This is a genomic window from Pseudomonas sp. T8, from assembly GCF_024610635.1.
GTDB lineage: Bacteria > Pseudomonadota > Gammaproteobacteria > Pseudomonadales > Pseudomonadaceae > Aquipseudomonas > Aquipseudomonas chlororaphis_I.
Window position 1 is genome coordinate 1,990,907 of record NZ_CP102374.1, and the last position, 15,288, is coordinate 2,006,194.

Below are 15,288 nucleotides of genomic sequence, written 5' to 3' on the forward strand. Positions count from 1 at the left end.
CGCCACATGAACAGATGCCTCTCGATCCTGATCAGCCCTGCATTGTTGATACTGGCGTCCAGCGCCGCGCCGGTCTGCGGCGATTTCCTGGTACAAATCGGCAACAAACCCGCCTATATCGAGTTCTTCGAATGTCACGCCGAACCCGAGTTGCAGACCAAGCCGCTGCGCGCCACCTATCGCCTGGCAGGGCGTGATGCCCAGGCTGCCGAACGCTACCTGGGCGAGCAGTTCCGGATGCCGCCCCTGCGGCGCTCCTGTTGTGTCTGGGATGCGCCGCCTGGCTTCTACCGCGACCCGCGCAACCAGTTGGGCTACAGCGTGTTCATGGGGTCGGCGGAAACCTTCGTCGATCGCCGCGAAGCCTGGGGGGATATCGACTATTTCTATCTGACTATCGACCTCGACACCGAGGAACCCTGAAGCCCGGACCGATCAGGCCGATTGCGGCACTGCCAGCAATTCGCCAAGGACCTCTCGCAGCCGCGGATGCTGCGGAACCCGAATGGCGAACTCGTTCTGCAACAGGGCAATCAACTCGTCGGGGTCGGTGATCTGCCGCCGCTCGCTGTCCTGGCCCAGGCGATGCACGGCGTAGCTGCCGTTATTCAGGGTCCGGCGCAGGCCTTCGCCCATCAGCGCGACTTTCAGCTGACCGAGAAACGGCGAGTTCTTGTGGGTCGAGACGAACCAGTTACCCATTTCGTAATCCACGGCTTCCTGCCGCTGCAGATCGAATACATACATCGCCCGCCACTCGCCGGCGACCTTGGCGCGCAGGGTGTAGCTGCCATCACGCTGGGTGATGCGATAGGGCTCGTGGGGCGTGGCCTGCTCGTCCTCGGTATCGAGCAGCAGCGGCGCGGTGGGCACCATGCCGCCAAAGCCGACATCCGAAACATAACGCACGCCATCCAGGGTCAGCAGCACCAGGCGGTGAGCGCGCGCGGACCAGGCATCTTCCGGCCCGCCCATCACCACCCGCCCGGTAATGCCGCGCGCCTCGTAACCCAGGTACTGCAACAGCACCTGGTACATCTGGTTGAGTTCGTAGCAGTAACCGCCACGGCCCTCATGCAGGACCTTGTGCTCCACCGAAGCCAGGTCGATCGGCACCGGCACGCGCAACAGGGTCGACAGGCTTTCAAAAGCGAAGGTGCTGGTGTGGCGCAACTGCAGCTCGCGCAAGGTCGCCAGGGTCGGTGGCGGTGCACTGTCATAGCCGAGCCGTTGCAGGTAAAGCGCGAAGTTCATCAGGTGGGGCTGACTCATGGGGTTGTCCTTATGCATGAGGTGTCGCATATCGGCGCTATGTATAAGCCATTAATGCCCCGAACCGACAATTGATTTGGCCAATATCCCTGCTCGAAACAGCCCATTAATGGACCTTGCCAAGGCTTGGGCGTGTGCCTGTAATAGGCGGCCGAAGCCCCCTCCATCACTGCCGGAAAAACCTGTCATGGAAACACTGGAAGGCCCGCGAATCCTCCTGCGACCGCTGCAACTCTCCGACGCCGACGCCCTGGTCAAGGCCGCCGAGGATGGCCAGTTGTGGAACCTGCCGTTCACCGTGGTGCCGTCCAGCGAGACTGTGAACGATTACTTGCAGATTGCCCTCGGCGGCCGCGATGCTGGCACAGTCCAGCCCTTCGCCACCGTCCTTAAGGCCAGCAACGAGGTGATCGGCTGCACCCGCTTCTGGAAGATCGACCGCAAGAACCGCAAGCTGGAAATCGGCAGCACCTGGATCGCCACGCGCTGGCAGAAAACCTTCGTCAACACCGAAGCCAAGTACCTGATGCTGCGCCATGCCTTCGAGGTGCTCGGCTATGTGCGAGTGCAATTCACCACCGACGAAATCAATGAGAAATCGCGCAACGCCATCCTGCGCCTGGGAGCCAAGCAGGAAGGCATCGTGCGTCATGAACGGATCATGCCCGATGGCCGCAAGCGCAACTCGGTGCGCTTCAGCATCATCGACGATGAGTGGCCACAAGTGAGGAAACAGCTCGAACGCAAGCTGGGCTACCCGGATCAGGACCAAGCCTGACTGTCAGCGGTCCGAGCGCGCCAACGGCTGGTTGACGCTCTCGATCGCCACCTGATTGCGCCCGGATTTCTTGGCCTGGTACAGCGCGGCATCGGCGTGTTCGAGGAACGCCTCGATGCTGTCGCGCCCGCTCGGCACGAAGCAGTAGCACCCCAGGCTGAGAGTGACCAGGCCAAAGGGCGAGCCGGTGTGCGGGATGTGTTTTTCCATGACACTGCGACGAATCTGCTCGGCCATGGCGAGGGCGCCCGGCATCTCGGTGTCGGGCAACAGCACCACGAATTCCTCCCCGCCATAACGCACCGCCAGGTCGGCCTTGCGCTGGCAGCAATCCCTCAGCACCTGCGCCACCTCGGCCAGGCACTGGTCTCCGGCGACATGGCCGTAGGTGTCGTTGTAGCGCTTGAAGAAATCGATATCGAGCATGATCAGGCTCAGCGGGCTCGCCTGCCGCCCTCCGCGCCCGAACTCGGTCTCCAGCGCCCGCTCGAGCAGCCGGCGATTGGCCAGGCCGGTCAGGCTGTCATGGGTCGCGATCACCTCCAGCGCCGCCTGCGCGGCCCGCAGGTCCGCCTCGATGCGTTCGCCGTTGCGCAGCTGATGCACGAACACCCAGCCGAACAGGCCGATGCCCAGCACCACCAGGGCGACAATGGCGCTGGACTGGTAGGCGCTGGCATACCAGTCCTTGAGGACCGCATCCTTCGAGCTGGCCGCGCCTACCACCAGCGGGTAGGCCTCCAGCTGGCGATAGCCGTAGAGCCGCATCTTTTTGTCGACCAGCGAACGAATCATCGCAGTGCCCGAGGGCGCCTCGGGCAAGTACTTGCTGAAAATCTCCCCGCGCGCCAGGGACGCACCGATCTGCCGCTCCTCCAGCGGGCGCCGCGCCAGCAAGGTGCCATCGGACAGGGCGAGGAACATGGTGCCGCTGTCATCGATATCGAAGCTTTTGAAGAACTGGTCGAAATAGGCCAGCCTGATGCCGGCCAGCAATACGCCCTCGAAATTGCCCTGCCTGTCGTTCAGCCGCCGTGTCAGCGGAATGATCCACTCACCGTTTTCCCGGCTGCGGATCGCCGGCCCGACATGAGCCAGCAAGGAAGTGTTCTGCTGATGAAAGCGGAAGTAGTCCCGATTGGCCACGCCTTCGCCGCGGGGCAAGCGATCGAACGAGGTGACCACCCATTGCCCCGTCCGGTCGAACAGGAACAGGCCATGCATCTGTTTGAGCGCCTGCGCTCTCTGCGCAAAGATCTTCTGCAGGAAAGGCTTCTGCGCCGGGCCATAACCGTCCTTCTGAATCCAGTCGGCCAGGCTGGCCAGCACCAGGTCGGCCTCGATGAAGGTGTCCTCGGCCTGTTGCGCCATGGCCCGGGTCAGGTTCGACGAGGCGACCTGCGCCCGCGCCATATCGTAGTGATAGGACTGCGCCAGCTGCAGATAAAGCAGGCCGCACAGGCACAGGCAAACCATCGAAATGAATACCACCGCGGCCTTGAGCAGCGGCAGTCGCTTCAAGGTTCGATCGGAAGAATGGTGAGGATCGTGAATCGGGATAGGCAAAGCATCATCCTGGCAAGGTAAGGCATGCGATGCAGCCGGGCTGGCCAATCCTAAGAGGTAATAGCGGACAATTCAGGGTGGCACCGTCTGAAAATGTAGAGCATTTTTCTGATGCCCATCAGGGATATATAAAAAACACCTCGTCACAATACAAGCATCGTCATCCAGCAGAGGGTCATGAATCGCTGGTCACCGTCCGCCAAGGTAAAGTACCTTCAGAGACTACACTTACCCTCACATCACGATAGGAAATCGGAATGAGTAAGGTCGATGAACTCGCCGCAAGGCTGAAACAAAAACAGGACAGCTGGGCCAAGGAAGACATCTCGGCAGACAAGGCTATCGAGCTGTGGCCTGCACAGGTCTATGAGATGTACCACCAGGTCGAGACCTGGCTGACACCCTTGTCAGAGGTCGGCCTGAATATCCGGCGCGTCCCCACTCGCGTGTTCGAGAGCCACTCCTCTGGCGCCACCTTCAACTATGCCATCGATCAACTGCTGATCGAGGGCAACCATAAAAGCATCCTCCTCGACCCCATCGCCCGCTTCACCACCGGTGGCGCCGGGCGTGTCGAAATCCATGGCAAAGGCCCGGAGCGCTATATGCTGCGCAGCGGCAGCGAGCATGGCGAGGGGCACTGGCTGATCCAGACGGTTCCAGGTCCCGGTAAAACTAGGCCGGACCCGCTCGAACTCAATGAAGACACCCTGCTGTCGGTGATCCAGGAAGGTCTGGATCTCTGACCTTCGCTCAAGCGACTGCCCCTTCGGGCAGTCGCGCCGCTGAGGCCGACGGCTAGACCCGCCGCGCCGCACAATAAGCCACTATCACCTGGGACAACGCAGCCACTATGCCCTGATCGGCATCCTTGGCCGTGAACAACCGAAACTCCGCATCGGGCAATGCCGGCAAGCCATGCTCGGCCCCTAACACCGCAAGCCCCTGCCCCACCTGACTCGTCGCTATCGGCGCCACCGCAAACCCGGACAGGGCGGCCGTGCGCAACGCCGCGTTGCTGGGGCAAAGCATTGCCGTACGCTGGGCGATTCCCGCTTGCGCCAGACGCTGCAGGGCCACCGCCCGATAAGGGCATGGCTCGGGAAACAGCGCCAGCGGCAAGGGTGTCGGCAAGCGCCCGACCAGGTACGCGGAACTGGCCCATACCAGCGGTTCCTGCCACAGCAGCAGGCCCGACTCACGGGTTTCACACAGCGAACCAATGACCACCTCAAGACCGCCCTGCTGCATGCGCTCCAGCAGCGTGCCGGGAATATTCACTTGTATATCGATTTCCATGCCCGGGTACTGCGCCGCGAACTCCTGCAAAAGGCGCAGCAGGCGGGGCTCGACAAAGTCCTCGGACATGCCTATCCGCACCCGGCCGTGAAACGGCGAACGCGTCAGCTCGGCCCAGGCATCGCGGTTCAAGGCGAGGATGGCGCGGGCATAGGCCATCAGGCGCTCGCCATCGGCGGTCAAATGCTGGGAACGCGTGGTACGGGTCAGCAACGGCTTGCCAACCTGCTCTTCCAGGCGCCGCAGATGCCCGCTGACCGCCGACTGCGTCAGGTGCAGCCGCTCGGCGGCACGGCTGAAGCCTTCCTCGTCCACCACCGTCACAAAAGTCTTGAGCAACAGAACATCGAACATATAGAGATACGTGATCAATCAGCCATTTATTTACGATTTATATTCCGTCAAGCGCTATGTTGCAATGCCGGCATTCCTCCTCCGAGATGCCGTCATGACCCGCCTGTTGCATATCCAATGCTCCCCCCGCAAAGAGCGCTCCGCCTCGCAACAAATCGCCCGCGGTTTTATCGACCGCTACCAGACCCACCATCCCCACACCGAAGTCAGCACCCTGGACCTGTGGAGCCTGGACCTGCCGGAGTTCGACCAGCACGCCATGGACGCCAAATACGCCGGCCTGCAAGGCATAGCCCTGTCCCCCGACCAGCAAGACGCCTGGAGTACCCTCGAAACCCTCGCCGCCCACCTGCACAACGCCGACCTGCTGGTACTTTCCGTACCCCTGTGGAACTACAGCATTCCCTACAAGCTCAAGCACTTCATCGACCTGGTCACGCAGAAAGACATCCTCTTCAGCTTCACCGCCGAACACGGCCTGCGCGGCCTGCTGCACAACAAAACCGCGGTCGTCGCCTACGCCCGCGGCCTCGACTTCTCGCCGCAATCCGACACACCAGCAGAGCGCTTCGACTTCCAGAAGCCCTACGTCGAGGCCTGGCTGAAGTTCGTCGGAGTTACCCAGGTGCACGCGTTGATCGTGGAAAAGACCATCCTGGGGTATGAGGTGGATCAGGCGGCGCGACAAGAGGCCGGGAATCGCGCTCGGGAGCTGGCGGACAGCTTCAAGTGATTCAAATGCAGCGAAAACTCACCTAACCAAGCAGCTATCGAACCACACAAAAAAGCGGGCAACCTTAAGGCTGCCCGCTTTTTATTACCCTGCCGCTGTTCATACAACCGACCGGAATATAAGAAACGAAGACCATTCATCCTCCTGGTACGCGCGCCCTCCCAACCCCGGAACGCCATTCCTGATAAACTTCCCCTCCTTCGCCTCACCCATCCAGATTGCCCAATGCTCTTATCTCCTGCTCCAACTGCTTCGCCAGTCCTTTCTCGCCGCTTTTCCGTGGCACCGATGATGGATTGGATCTACTAATCCTGCATTCATTAGGAAAAACCAATATCATGTACGAATTATGTTCACCACTTCGTACCCTTTTCGTACCCTTTTCGCGTTTTTATTGGACAGACAGATTGGACTCGACAGTGCGCGGAAATCTGCCCTGACGTGGCACTACCGATTCACCATCGACTTATTGGCTATCTAATATCAAAATCCGCAGCTGTATATTGCGAGCTTCGCATACTGTCAATGCGAATTCGCACTCCCCTACAGCGAAAACTAAGTTAGTTCGCACTCCACCATTGCGAATCCGCACTCACTGACTGCGAAATCACACTACACCGATGCGAAGGTCCAAATCTTCGCAATGCACTACTGTGATTTCGCACTTACACTTTGCGACAAGCTATCTATACATAAAAATATTTCAAAAATAACTAACAAAACACTACTCACACCCATTGCTCATTTTCCATAATAGATCTAGAGCTTGTTTATAGCCAGTTGTGTCTATGTCAGACAATTAGCGGCTACTCACATCCCTTCGGGTGTTGCGTACTAAAGGCTCTCCTAAAACAACAATAAAAAGGTGAGACAAGATGGAAACTATTGAGAAGCAAAACAAGGACACTAGGATCACTATCAGACTTAGTAAGTCCGAGATGGAGTCACTTGAGAGCAAGATGTCCGAGGCTGGCTACAAGGCCGCAGGAGCATTCATCAGGGACTTCGTAGCGAACAATAGCGTCAAGCCAAAGGTCGCCTCTGACGTGGTTCAGATCGCACGTGAGCTTATGAGCCTGGCAGCGATGGTCAATGCTGAGAGGCCAGGTTGCGAGCTTCTGGCCAAGGTAAAGCACATCGCCAAGATTAACGTTGGGGGTCTTCTATGATTGGCAAGATCTTCCCCAAGTCTTCAGGCTCTTTCAAAGGCCGAATCCGGTACATCTTCGGCTGCACCAAGCACGATCACAAAATAACCGGCATCCGGACAATCGACTCGAACTGCCTAAGCCCAGACCCGCTTCCAGGCATCCTTGCAGGCCGCGAAGATGATGTGCTGGAACTGGTCAGGGAATTCGACAGCGTTGAAAAGATGAGACTCATGACAATCGACTCAGAGAAGCTCATCAAGCCAGTGTTTCACGCGATGCTATCTCTGCGCCCAGGCGAGTCCCTCACGCCGTCACAGTGGCGCTCAGCAGTGTGTAAGTATCTAAACGACCTTGGCTTCGACGAAACGAATCAATACGTCGCTGTTATGCACCAGGATAAGGATCATCAACACGTTCACATCGTTGCCAACCGCATCCGCCTAGATGAGACGCTCAGCATGGTCAAAGACAGCAACGAGCGCACTGTCAGCATGGACTCTGTGTCAGAGATTGAAGATTGCTTCGGCCTAACCAAAGTACCAAGACCAAAGGACACCTGGGGCGTCTCCATCACACACGCAGAGCTCCAGGCCTCGCTGAAGGATGACGAGCTGCCATTCAAACACCGCACGATCGCCAAAATTGCCGGGGCCATTGAGGCTACCAACGCGGTCGATGGCGATATGTTCACGTTCACACGCTTGCTGAGAAAGCAAAAGGTCTACATCCACCTCACACTCAATGAAGAAGGCCAGCCCAAAGGCATCAGCTTCGAGTTTGATGGCAAACACATCAGCGGGAGGCAACTCAAGCGCTCCAGGCTCACTTGGCACAAACTAATCACACAGGAAGGAATTCAATATGACCCCGAAACCATTCATGAACTTCAGGAAGAAATTGCAAGAAGAGATAGCGACGAACAGGAAAGAGCTAGAGTCTACTACTACGAGTTCATTGCAGTTAATGGACGCAGGAGAAAGCCAATCTACATCAAGTTCACAGCCAGAGACTATCAAGTCCAAAAAATGATCAAGGAGATCCTGGAACTTATAGACGCTATATTTGACGCTCTATTCAAACCCAAGGAGTGCAAGCTCAAGCGGAATTATATTGAGTATATTCCCGACCAAGAACTTCGAGTATCGGAAGAGACTGGTCTAACTATTTGAGAAGTCGCTTATAGTAATCCATTAACAACTTGGCGTCGAGCAACGCATGATGCGGAAGCTCAGGCGCATCTTCCCCCTGAACATTCTTATCATTGAACATCTCAATCAAATTTAGCGGCCTGTTGGATTCATTGGCTGGCCACTTTCCGTTGTGGTAGCCGATATCAACGAAAAACTCCCAATCCCAATCTCAATCGGGTGCATCTGACATGATCTCAACTCTGTCAAATATCGACAGGAAACCCCAGAGTTTGTCTCTCGCAGCAATTTTGGAAATTGAGGCTTGACTACCAGTTAACAGAGGAAGCACTCGCTCAACAATAAATCACTGCAATCGACCCTTGTGTAGCTATCGTATAGTTCAAGTAAAGCTCCTGACCGTCTTCAGCGACGAGCGCCATGGAGATGAGCTTTGAATTCGGATTGAGTTGCGCGAACTCACAACCAACTACCACCTTAATTTATGCATTCTCGACGAATTTTATATCCTGGTAGTTGTCAATATAGTGGGCTAGACCATACGGCACAAACTTTTCCACCTCGGACTTTGTCTGATTGTAATGCTTAGCACTATCACTTACTTGCTCATCGCATGAGCGCAAGCGTGAAACGATTTTCTTGAGTCTCTTTAACTTGGATTCTAAGTCTCTGTAAAGCGACCCTTTCTCTACGAGTTGATAAAGTTTGCCAGGAGCTACTTCGAAGCGAATGTGCGTAGAAAGCTTTTCTCTTTGTTCATGTGTGGAGAACAAGCAATCATAGTCTGTGAAGTATCGATATATTTCAATCTGTTGTTCGATTTGAGATATCACCCTGTCGCTACAGTAATCCAAAATTCTCATGCGTAGCACGTCAGCATCAATATGATTAGAGCAGTCCTGCCACTTTAAGGACTCATCTTTTAATTCAGTGATTTTCTGAGCAATTAACTCTGCGGGTTGTGGGTGTACTATGAATGGACGAATCGGAAGGTTCATGAGAAAGCCGATTGAAGGAGCTTTCTCAACAAGAAGATCCCAAAATACTAACGATTGGAAGTCTATCGACAGGATCAAATCGCCCATACTGCGAAAAGTTTTGTTATAGGCGTCCACCTTTTTCTTATGATTCTCAACTGCCGTGGTAAAGCTTTCGGCAGCTGCTCGTGCTGGCAAGGAATCGATACCTGCGGCCAAATAAGCTAGTGCATGAGAGCGTTGAGGGTCTGATGAGTTTCGGGAAGCATCCAAATATAAATCATATACTGCTTGACGACCGTGCTCGGCTACCAGACTTGAAACGTGAAACGGCAAATTCGAAAAACCTGTGTTACCCCATTCCATAAAGCAAGTCTCCATATTTTTGTCAATTTTACCAGCATGGCAATTTACTGGCAAACCTTGCAAGCGGTACAATCAGGACAGACTAAAAAAGGAATTAGCATGTCATCAAAAACACTTATTTACGATGCTGTAGTTTGGAGCGGTAGTAGTCTTGAATCCACTTGCGTTGCTGGAACTTGCTTCGGAGTTGTGGGCCATGATGTGCTAGACGGCGACTATCATCGTACAGGTTTTATCCACAACGCCTGGGTTGATGAGCAAGGTATCGGCTTTGTAGACGTGAATGGGGTTGAATATGTCGTTATAGACTTCGAGACTCGCGAGCCGTCGAACCCCGAACGCCACCGGTATGCGGATCTTTTTGCATTAGCGCTTTTAGGAGCTGAGCATGAGAGTTAATTGGATGGTGCCTTTGCGAGCGCTCTTGGGCCTCATAGGCTGGATCGTTCGTCAGATCAACATCTGGGGTGGGATCATCATCTCTATCCCTGTGCTGCCGATAGTCTGGCTAGCAATCATGATGACAAAAGGTGCAAAGCGCGTCGGCAGGATGATCAAGAGATCTATGAGTCCGAGCGATCATGAGCTGAGTGGCGTCGTAGCTGACCACGGAGGATGGATATTTGGCCAAGTGGACGGCGACCAGACAGCTTTGGGGCTCTTCGCTGAGCGACATGTACGGACTCGCCTGTCTAAAGAAGGCCTGGTGCTTCAGACGCCTGACGGTAAGACGTTCCTCGTCAAATCATTCGAAAAAGGCCAAGACTCCGCAGCCCTGGCCCCTCTCTTAGCTGATGCTTTTTTACATCAGTAGCTCTCTCAGCTGTGCTTTGGGAAGACGGCACAGCTCGCTCGCTGTGTAAGCGCCCCTGAGCAGCAGTCCGGATGCCAGGTCATATGCCGTCCATATCACCTCCAATCCTCCCCACGACGCTTAGCAGAGCGATCTGATCGAACTCTGAGAGCCTCGCCTGGCCCAGCATTTTTTCCTCGCCGTCTGTAGCCAGCTTCGCTCGAACGAATAGATCCAGTTCGTCGGTATGTCTCTCTGCGCGGTTTATTAGCGCCCGTAAGCCGGCTTCGCCGAAAACTTCGATCACGTCCAGGGTCAGATCAATCAACCCCTCAAGTTCTTGAGCCTAGTCATGTTCATATTCCAGGCCACACGCACATCCATCTTTATGTAAGTCGCCGCTCTTCATGAGCGCTTTGAAACTTCCTCATGATTGATTCAAAATGGAAACTTTCTGCTCATATTTTTTTCCGTTTTGGCAGTTCAATATAAACATAATATTGAATTGGACTTACACACTCAATAGATAAATGCAATCTACATAAAGGCAGTTTGATGTCAAGTAGCCTGGCCGGCCTATTGCACTACCCGAAACCCCTTATATAATGGACTTATAGAGAGATTTTCGGAGTTCCCCATGAGCAAAAAGTTGTCGGCATTACTTGTCGCAATCGCATTCCTATTGTCTAGCGTAACTGCAATCTCGGTTGCGCTTGCGATATATGCGCTGATTGATGATAAGCGTCTGGCATTGCTATTTGCTTCGGCGGCGGTGCTCCTGGATATCTTTAAGTATCTGGCTTGGCCTGTAGCTATTAGGGTACTACGTGGGTCTACAGCTGCTCTTACTATTGCCTGCGCCTTTATGCTATCTATTGTAAGTGGCTGGGCAACTTATGATCGCCTTATGTCTTCAATCACTATCAGTAAAGCTACTCACGACGTTATGACGACGGATCGAGTGCAGTCCCTAACCTCCTTGGCTCAGAAGGACTCGCTCTTGATCTCTCAGCTTGATAAAGAGATCTCCCATGCCACTGTTCAAGCCAACGAACTTCGGGCGCGTGGGATGGTCTCAAAGGCCCTGGAGCTGGAAGAGTCTGTCGCAGCTCGTGCTGCATCTCAGCGAACCTCAGCTATCGCACGGATCAACGATGGGTCTTTAGAGATCGCTCACATCAAGTCGTCAGTAGCGAAAGCGTCGAGCCTGCCTGCACTTCTCGCTCATTTCCTGTGCTTGGGTTTTGCAATGTCCCTGGAGGTAGTTCCTGCACTGATCCTTTCTGGTGTTCGTAGCTCTAGACGCTCTTTCTTGCCGGTTGCAGACTCGAATAGTAGCGCTTCGCCACCATCAGGAATCTCGAAGGCAGAAACCCCGAAAACCCCAGAAACGCTGCTTGATACGAACGCAGAAATCCTCAAAACCTTGGTCAACCAAGCGAAAACTACAACGCCTGGAACGCCCATCAAACTCAAGGATTTCGCGAAAAACTCTCGGATTGGAAATCTGCGAGCTTGTGAGATTTTTAGAAACGCAGAAGCGCTAGGAGTAATAAAAAAAACAACAATCGGATACGTTGCGACTTAGAGAATAACAATTGACGGCGATTTCCATGGCAACTTAGCATTTAGTGAATATCAATAATAAGGATGTTAGATGAGCACTTCTAGATTCATTTGGGCTGTTTTCATGGCCTTGGTTGTTGCACCAGCATTTATTTTGGCCTCTAGTGTTGAAGGATTAGACTTTAATCAATCTATTGAGGCTGTTCGTGGTGGCCTGTACGGATTCTGGTTTCCAGATTTTCTAGGCGCCATTTTAACGATCCCTGTTACGATAGTTGCTACCACACTACCTGGCGCTAGCTCTTCCCTCCCATTCCTTGGAGAGATGATCTGGTCGGGGATTGGCATCATTGCAACTATAATTGTCTTTATCAACATCGCGCCCCCTTTCAACAAAAACAAAGATAGCCGACTCAGAGTAACTACGTTTTCTCGGGCATTTTCGATTCTGGTCGTTTACTGGGTCTGTGCTGAGGTTATGCTCGGATTTATTCGCGACCCTCTGGCTGACACCTATAGCGGGAAGGTGTACCTGGTAACCAACCAAAACGGGCGCTTAGTTAATACACCACTCAAAGCCGAGTTGAAGCTCGACGTGGTCGAGAGTGGCTATGTGTATGACCGTCGACCAGGTGTTACTGGTGACGGTGTAAGGATGGAGTTCACAGGCGAGGATCTTGAAATCCTCAAGCGCTATGGCGTCCCCTCTGAAATGATAAATGGCGACAACCGCCAAATGACCTTTGCAGAAGCTTTCTGCCAGGTAAATAACGTCGGGGCGAAAAAGCTTGCATCTTTCTTCGGCGGCGACCAGGCCGATTACGGAGGGGGCTTTACCAACTACGCGGCTGTGTTCCATCTTGACTTTGGCAAGCCTCTGCCTGGAAATATGAACTGCGGGAAGGTACACCTTGGCGTCCTTGACTTCAAAAACATGCAATTCGCGATGGATGACTTGAATCCAACCGGGTACATCTTCGCAAGACTGACTCGTGATAGCCATATCAGCTTAGGCCAAAGGATGATCATGAAATTCAGGTTCGACCGTAGAACAATGCTGACTGACTTTGGGAGCTAAGCACTCATCTAGTCACGTCGATTGTAATAACAGTCGAATCTGCGAACCCTGGCTTTTGAGCGACTATCTCGAATGCCGGGGACTTGAAGTAGATTCCGCCGTTGAGTGCTAGCTCATCATCAAACGTCCATGACTCCCCCGCAATACCACTCACTGTCTTGACCACTGTCGAACCTGACCTCACAGTAATTTTGTAAATCGCAGTCGCCTGACTCACATCATCACTGTAAAAAGTCACTGCCGGCAGAGCCCCATCACGCTTACGCCAAGTCAGTGTCGCCACACCTAAAATCAAACCACCCTCCCCACCATTGACTCTTACTCGCCCAGGAGCCCAAGGCGCGCTGTTAGCTCCGGTGACGTTGTACGACCGCAGTGTCGCGCTATCTGATAGAAGTGGCTGTGGTACTGGGTCTGTGTTCATAAATATTCTAAGTCAGGAGTAGGCTCACAATGACCGAGCAAATCGAATCAAACCTCGTTTCAGAAAACCCTTTTCACCAGGCAATCGAAAAACATGGTGAACACATCTATCTTCGAGTCGTCGAGCGGGCTACAACGGCGCAGCAGGAAGCAATCGCAAACGGAACCCCGGTAGTCGCCATTGCAAACAAAGTAAAAAAAATAGCTCTTGAGATGTTCGCAGATGCCAACTTGATGAAGGGAATGAGGCTAGAGCAGGATCTTGGGCTGTGAGATGCCGAATGTGTCAGCAACACTTCGATTGACTCTCACACTCATACGAAAATTTTTAAACCAATCCGAGTTGCTTTGTAATCAAAAGATAGCCGCGACATTCGTCGCGAAAAAGCGAGATAGCCGCGACTGCGTCGCAAAGAAGCGACCTCCCAAGCCCAGCAGAGCTGTGCAAGGCGAGACTGCTGCCCTGAGTATCGTTTTTATTTGTCCTGAATTTCTCATAAAAGCGAAAGCAACAGCGAAGCAATCGAATCGATTGCCTCAGATGCAACAGCAGGTAATCGGATCGATTACCCTAAAGCCAGCGAAGCCCTACAAATGGCAGGGTATTGGAGATCTTGGCTTTTTTTTGTACACAAACATAACAGCTCCGTTTTTGTTTTTTCTTTTCAAGGGGCCGACGAAATTATTTTTACAATTTTTTTCTGGAGCGGTTGAAAGACCGGTGAAACGGGCCGGTAGCAAGCATCGCGATGCCAACACAGCTTGAAAAATTTACAGACGTGCGCAAGCGGCATAGGTTAACGCGGCGTCCGGATCGCTCCACATTTGAGGGGCATAACCGCAGCTGGGCAAGTGTCTGGTCAGCTGAGTCAGGTTAAGCAAGATGCGCCTGATGTTGTCCGTCGCCTTCGTCTCAGCAGACAGCGCTCTATCCCTACGACTGCGTGCTCCCCTTCTCAGCATCCCTAGGATGACGGAACATGGGAAAAGTCCCTTACCTACTCAATGTGGGCCTCCGTGACCTCCTTCATTACTCCGTTGCCGATGAGATTCACAAGACAATCCCGACGGCCACACATACATATTTAAAGGTAGAAAATAAATGCCGAAGCAGATCAGGTTGATCAGGCACGCCGAGAGCGCCGCGAACGTCGGCTTTGCCACGACTGCCCCCGACTCCATACCGTTGACGGAGAAAGGCCAGCATCAAGCCGAGGCACTTGCTCAATCGCTTACCTCAATCCCAGACCTGATCGTGTCTTCGCCGTTTGTGCGCGCAGAGGCCACGGCATTACCGACCGCACAGCGCTACCCCGAGGTGCCGTCCGAGCTATGGGCCGTCGAGGAATTCACTTATTTGAGCCCAAGCCGATTTACCGGCAGCACCCAGACCGACCGAAAGCCACATGCGGAAAGCTATTGGAAAAATGGTAATGCCGCGATGATCGATGGGCCGGGTGCTGAGTCGTTTGATCATCTACTTGGACGCGCAGATGCGATGCTTGCCAAGCTTGCGGATCACGTTGCCCAGGACATCCTAGTTTTCAGCCATGGGCAATTCATCAGAGCCGCTGTTTGGCTGATCAAGCATGGAGACCGCGCTGGCTCGCAAGATTTGATGCGTGAGTTTCGAACCCTCGATGTACGGGAACCGTTTGGAAATTGCTGGAGTTATCAGCTTGTGTTCAACGACGGCAGATGGACAGTCGAATGCCAACTCGACGCATCTGGCCAAGTGAGGTTTATCGACGAGTTCTGCACGAGATAGCGCTCTCGCCTATGGC

At 53.8% G+C, this 15,288-nt stretch carries 18 protein-coding genes; 13 read left to right on the top strand and 5 right to left on the bottom strand.

The features are described from left to right. The first annotated feature begins 6 nt into the window (after positions 1-6). A complete protein-coding gene (locus NRG23_RS08765) occupies positions 7-423 on the top strand; it encodes a DUF4952 domain-containing protein (protein WP_257374370.1) in 417 nt (138 codons plus the stop codon). A 12-nt stretch (positions 424-435) separates the two neighbouring features. Here the strand turns inward: NRG23_RS08765 and NRG23_RS08770 are convergent, their stop codons facing one another. Next, positions 436-1,272 carry an arylamine N-acetyltransferase gene (locus NRG23_RS08770; RefSeq protein ID WP_124339846.1) on the bottom strand — a complete coding sequence of 279 codons (837 nt, stop codon included), beginning with the start codon at positions 1,270-1,272 and terminating at the stop codon, positions 436-438. 187 nt (positions 1,273-1,459) lie between these two features. Between NRG23_RS08770 and NRG23_RS08775 the strand changes: the two genes are divergently transcribed. Continuing rightward, positions 1,460-2,050, top strand: a complete 591-nt coding sequence (locus NRG23_RS08775; protein WP_257374371.1) for a GNAT family N-acetyltransferase — start codon at positions 1,460-1,462, stop codon at positions 2,048-2,050. A gap of 3 nt (positions 2,051-2,053) precedes the next feature. Here the strand turns inward: NRG23_RS08775 and NRG23_RS08780 are convergent, their stop codons facing one another. Further along, the gene (locus NRG23_RS08780) at positions 2,054-3,616 is read right to left on the bottom strand and encodes a sensor domain-containing diguanylate cyclase (protein ID WP_257374372.1); all 1,563 of its coding nucleotides are present in this window, start codon (positions 3,614-3,616) and stop codon (positions 2,054-2,056) included. Positions 3,617-3,873: 257 nt separating this feature from the next. On the opposite strand from NRG23_RS08780, the gene NRG23_RS08785 reads away from it, so the two are divergent. After that, positions 3,874-4,362, top strand: coding sequence for a hypothetical protein (locus tag NRG23_RS08785; protein WP_038631255.1), 489 nt, complete (start codon positions 3,874-3,876; stop codon positions 4,360-4,362). 52 nt (positions 4,363-4,414) lie between these two features. Here NRG23_RS08785 and NRG23_RS08790 read toward each other — a convergent pair whose 3' ends face one another. Then, on the bottom strand, positions 4,415-5,269 hold the full coding sequence (locus NRG23_RS08790; RefSeq protein ID WP_009048077.1) for a LysR substrate-binding domain-containing protein: 855 nt from the start codon (positions 5,267-5,269) through the stop codon (positions 4,415-4,417). A gap of 94 nt (positions 5,270-5,363) precedes the next feature. On the opposite strand from NRG23_RS08790, the gene NRG23_RS08795 reads away from it, so the two are divergent. The 3 genes from NRG23_RS08795 (at position 5,364) to NRG23_RS08805 (ending at position 8,322) form a co-directional block, all read left to right on the top strand. After that, positions 5,364-6,002 carry an FMN-dependent NADH-azoreductase gene (locus tag NRG23_RS08795; RefSeq protein WP_016704927.1) on the top strand — a complete coding sequence of 213 codons (639 nt, stop codon included), beginning with the start codon at positions 5,364-5,366 and terminating at the stop codon, positions 6,000-6,002. Between the two features lie 875 nt (positions 6,003-6,877). Next, complete coding sequence (locus tag NRG23_RS08800; RefSeq protein ID WP_257374373.1) at positions 6,878-7,171, top strand: hypothetical protein; 294 nt, start codon at positions 6,878-6,880, stop codon at positions 7,169-7,171. Continuing rightward, positions 7,168-8,322, top strand: a complete 1,155-nt coding sequence (locus NRG23_RS08805) for a relaxase/mobilization nuclease domain-containing protein (protein WP_257374374.1) — start codon at positions 7,168-7,170, stop codon at positions 8,320-8,322. Before NRG23_RS08800 ends, NRG23_RS08805 begins: the two co-directional genes overlap by 4 nt. Before the next feature lie 461 nt (positions 8,323-8,783). On the opposite strand, the gene NRG23_RS08810 is transcribed toward NRG23_RS08805, so the two are convergent. Next, positions 8,784-9,644, bottom strand: a complete 861-nt coding sequence (locus NRG23_RS08810; RefSeq protein WP_257374375.1) for a hypothetical protein — start codon at positions 9,642-9,644, stop codon at positions 8,784-8,786. 99 nt (positions 9,645-9,743) lie between these two features. Here NRG23_RS08810 and NRG23_RS08815 point away from each other — a divergent pair, with 99 nt between their 5' ends. After that, positions 9,744-10,043, top strand: coding sequence for a hypothetical protein (locus NRG23_RS08815; protein ID WP_257374376.1), 300 nt, complete (start codon positions 9,744-9,746; stop codon positions 10,041-10,043). Next, the gene (locus NRG23_RS08820; RefSeq protein WP_257374377.1) at positions 10,033-10,458 is read left to right on the top strand and encodes a hypothetical protein; all 426 of its coding nucleotides are present in this window, start codon (positions 10,033-10,035) and stop codon (positions 10,456-10,458) included. The genes NRG23_RS08815 and NRG23_RS08820 overlap by 11 nt, the downstream gene beginning before the upstream one ends. A 79-nt stretch (positions 10,459-10,537) precedes the next feature. On the opposite strand, the gene NRG23_RS08825 is transcribed toward NRG23_RS08820, so the two are convergent. Beyond that, on the bottom strand, positions 10,538-10,765 hold the full coding sequence (locus NRG23_RS08825) for a hypothetical protein (RefSeq protein ID WP_257374378.1): 228 nt from the start codon (positions 10,763-10,765) through the stop codon (positions 10,538-10,540). Positions 10,766-11,074: 309 nt separating this feature from the next. Here NRG23_RS08825 and NRG23_RS08830 point away from each other — a divergent pair, with 309 nt between their 5' ends. The 5 genes from NRG23_RS08830 (at position 11,075) to NRG23_RS08850 (ending at position 15,272) form a co-directional block, all read left to right on the top strand. Beyond that, positions 11,075-12,025, top strand: coding sequence for a hypothetical protein (locus NRG23_RS08830; protein ID WP_257374379.1), 951 nt, complete (start codon positions 11,075-11,077; stop codon positions 12,023-12,025). 69 nt (positions 12,026-12,094) lie between these two features. Then, positions 12,095-13,081 (top strand): hypothetical protein, encoded by a 987-nt coding sequence (locus NRG23_RS08835; RefSeq protein ID WP_257374380.1) that lies wholly within the window; start codon positions 12,095-12,097, stop codon positions 13,079-13,081. Positions 13,082-13,534: 453 nt separating this feature from the next. Next, the gene (locus NRG23_RS08840) at positions 13,535-13,777 is read left to right on the top strand and encodes a hypothetical protein (RefSeq protein WP_257374381.1); all 243 of its coding nucleotides are present in this window, start codon (positions 13,535-13,537) and stop codon (positions 13,775-13,777) included. Positions 13,778-13,805: 28 nt separating this feature from the next. Further along, positions 13,806-14,270: a hypothetical protein gene (locus tag NRG23_RS08845; protein WP_257374382.1), complete on the top strand. Its 465-nt coding sequence runs from the start codon at positions 13,806-13,808 to the stop codon at positions 14,268-14,270. A 336-nt stretch (positions 14,271-14,606) separates the two neighbouring features. Next, a complete protein-coding gene (locus NRG23_RS08850; RefSeq protein WP_257374383.1) occupies positions 14,607-15,272 on the top strand; it encodes a histidine phosphatase family protein in 666 nt (221 codons plus the stop codon). Positions 15,273-15,288: the final 16 nt, after the last annotated feature.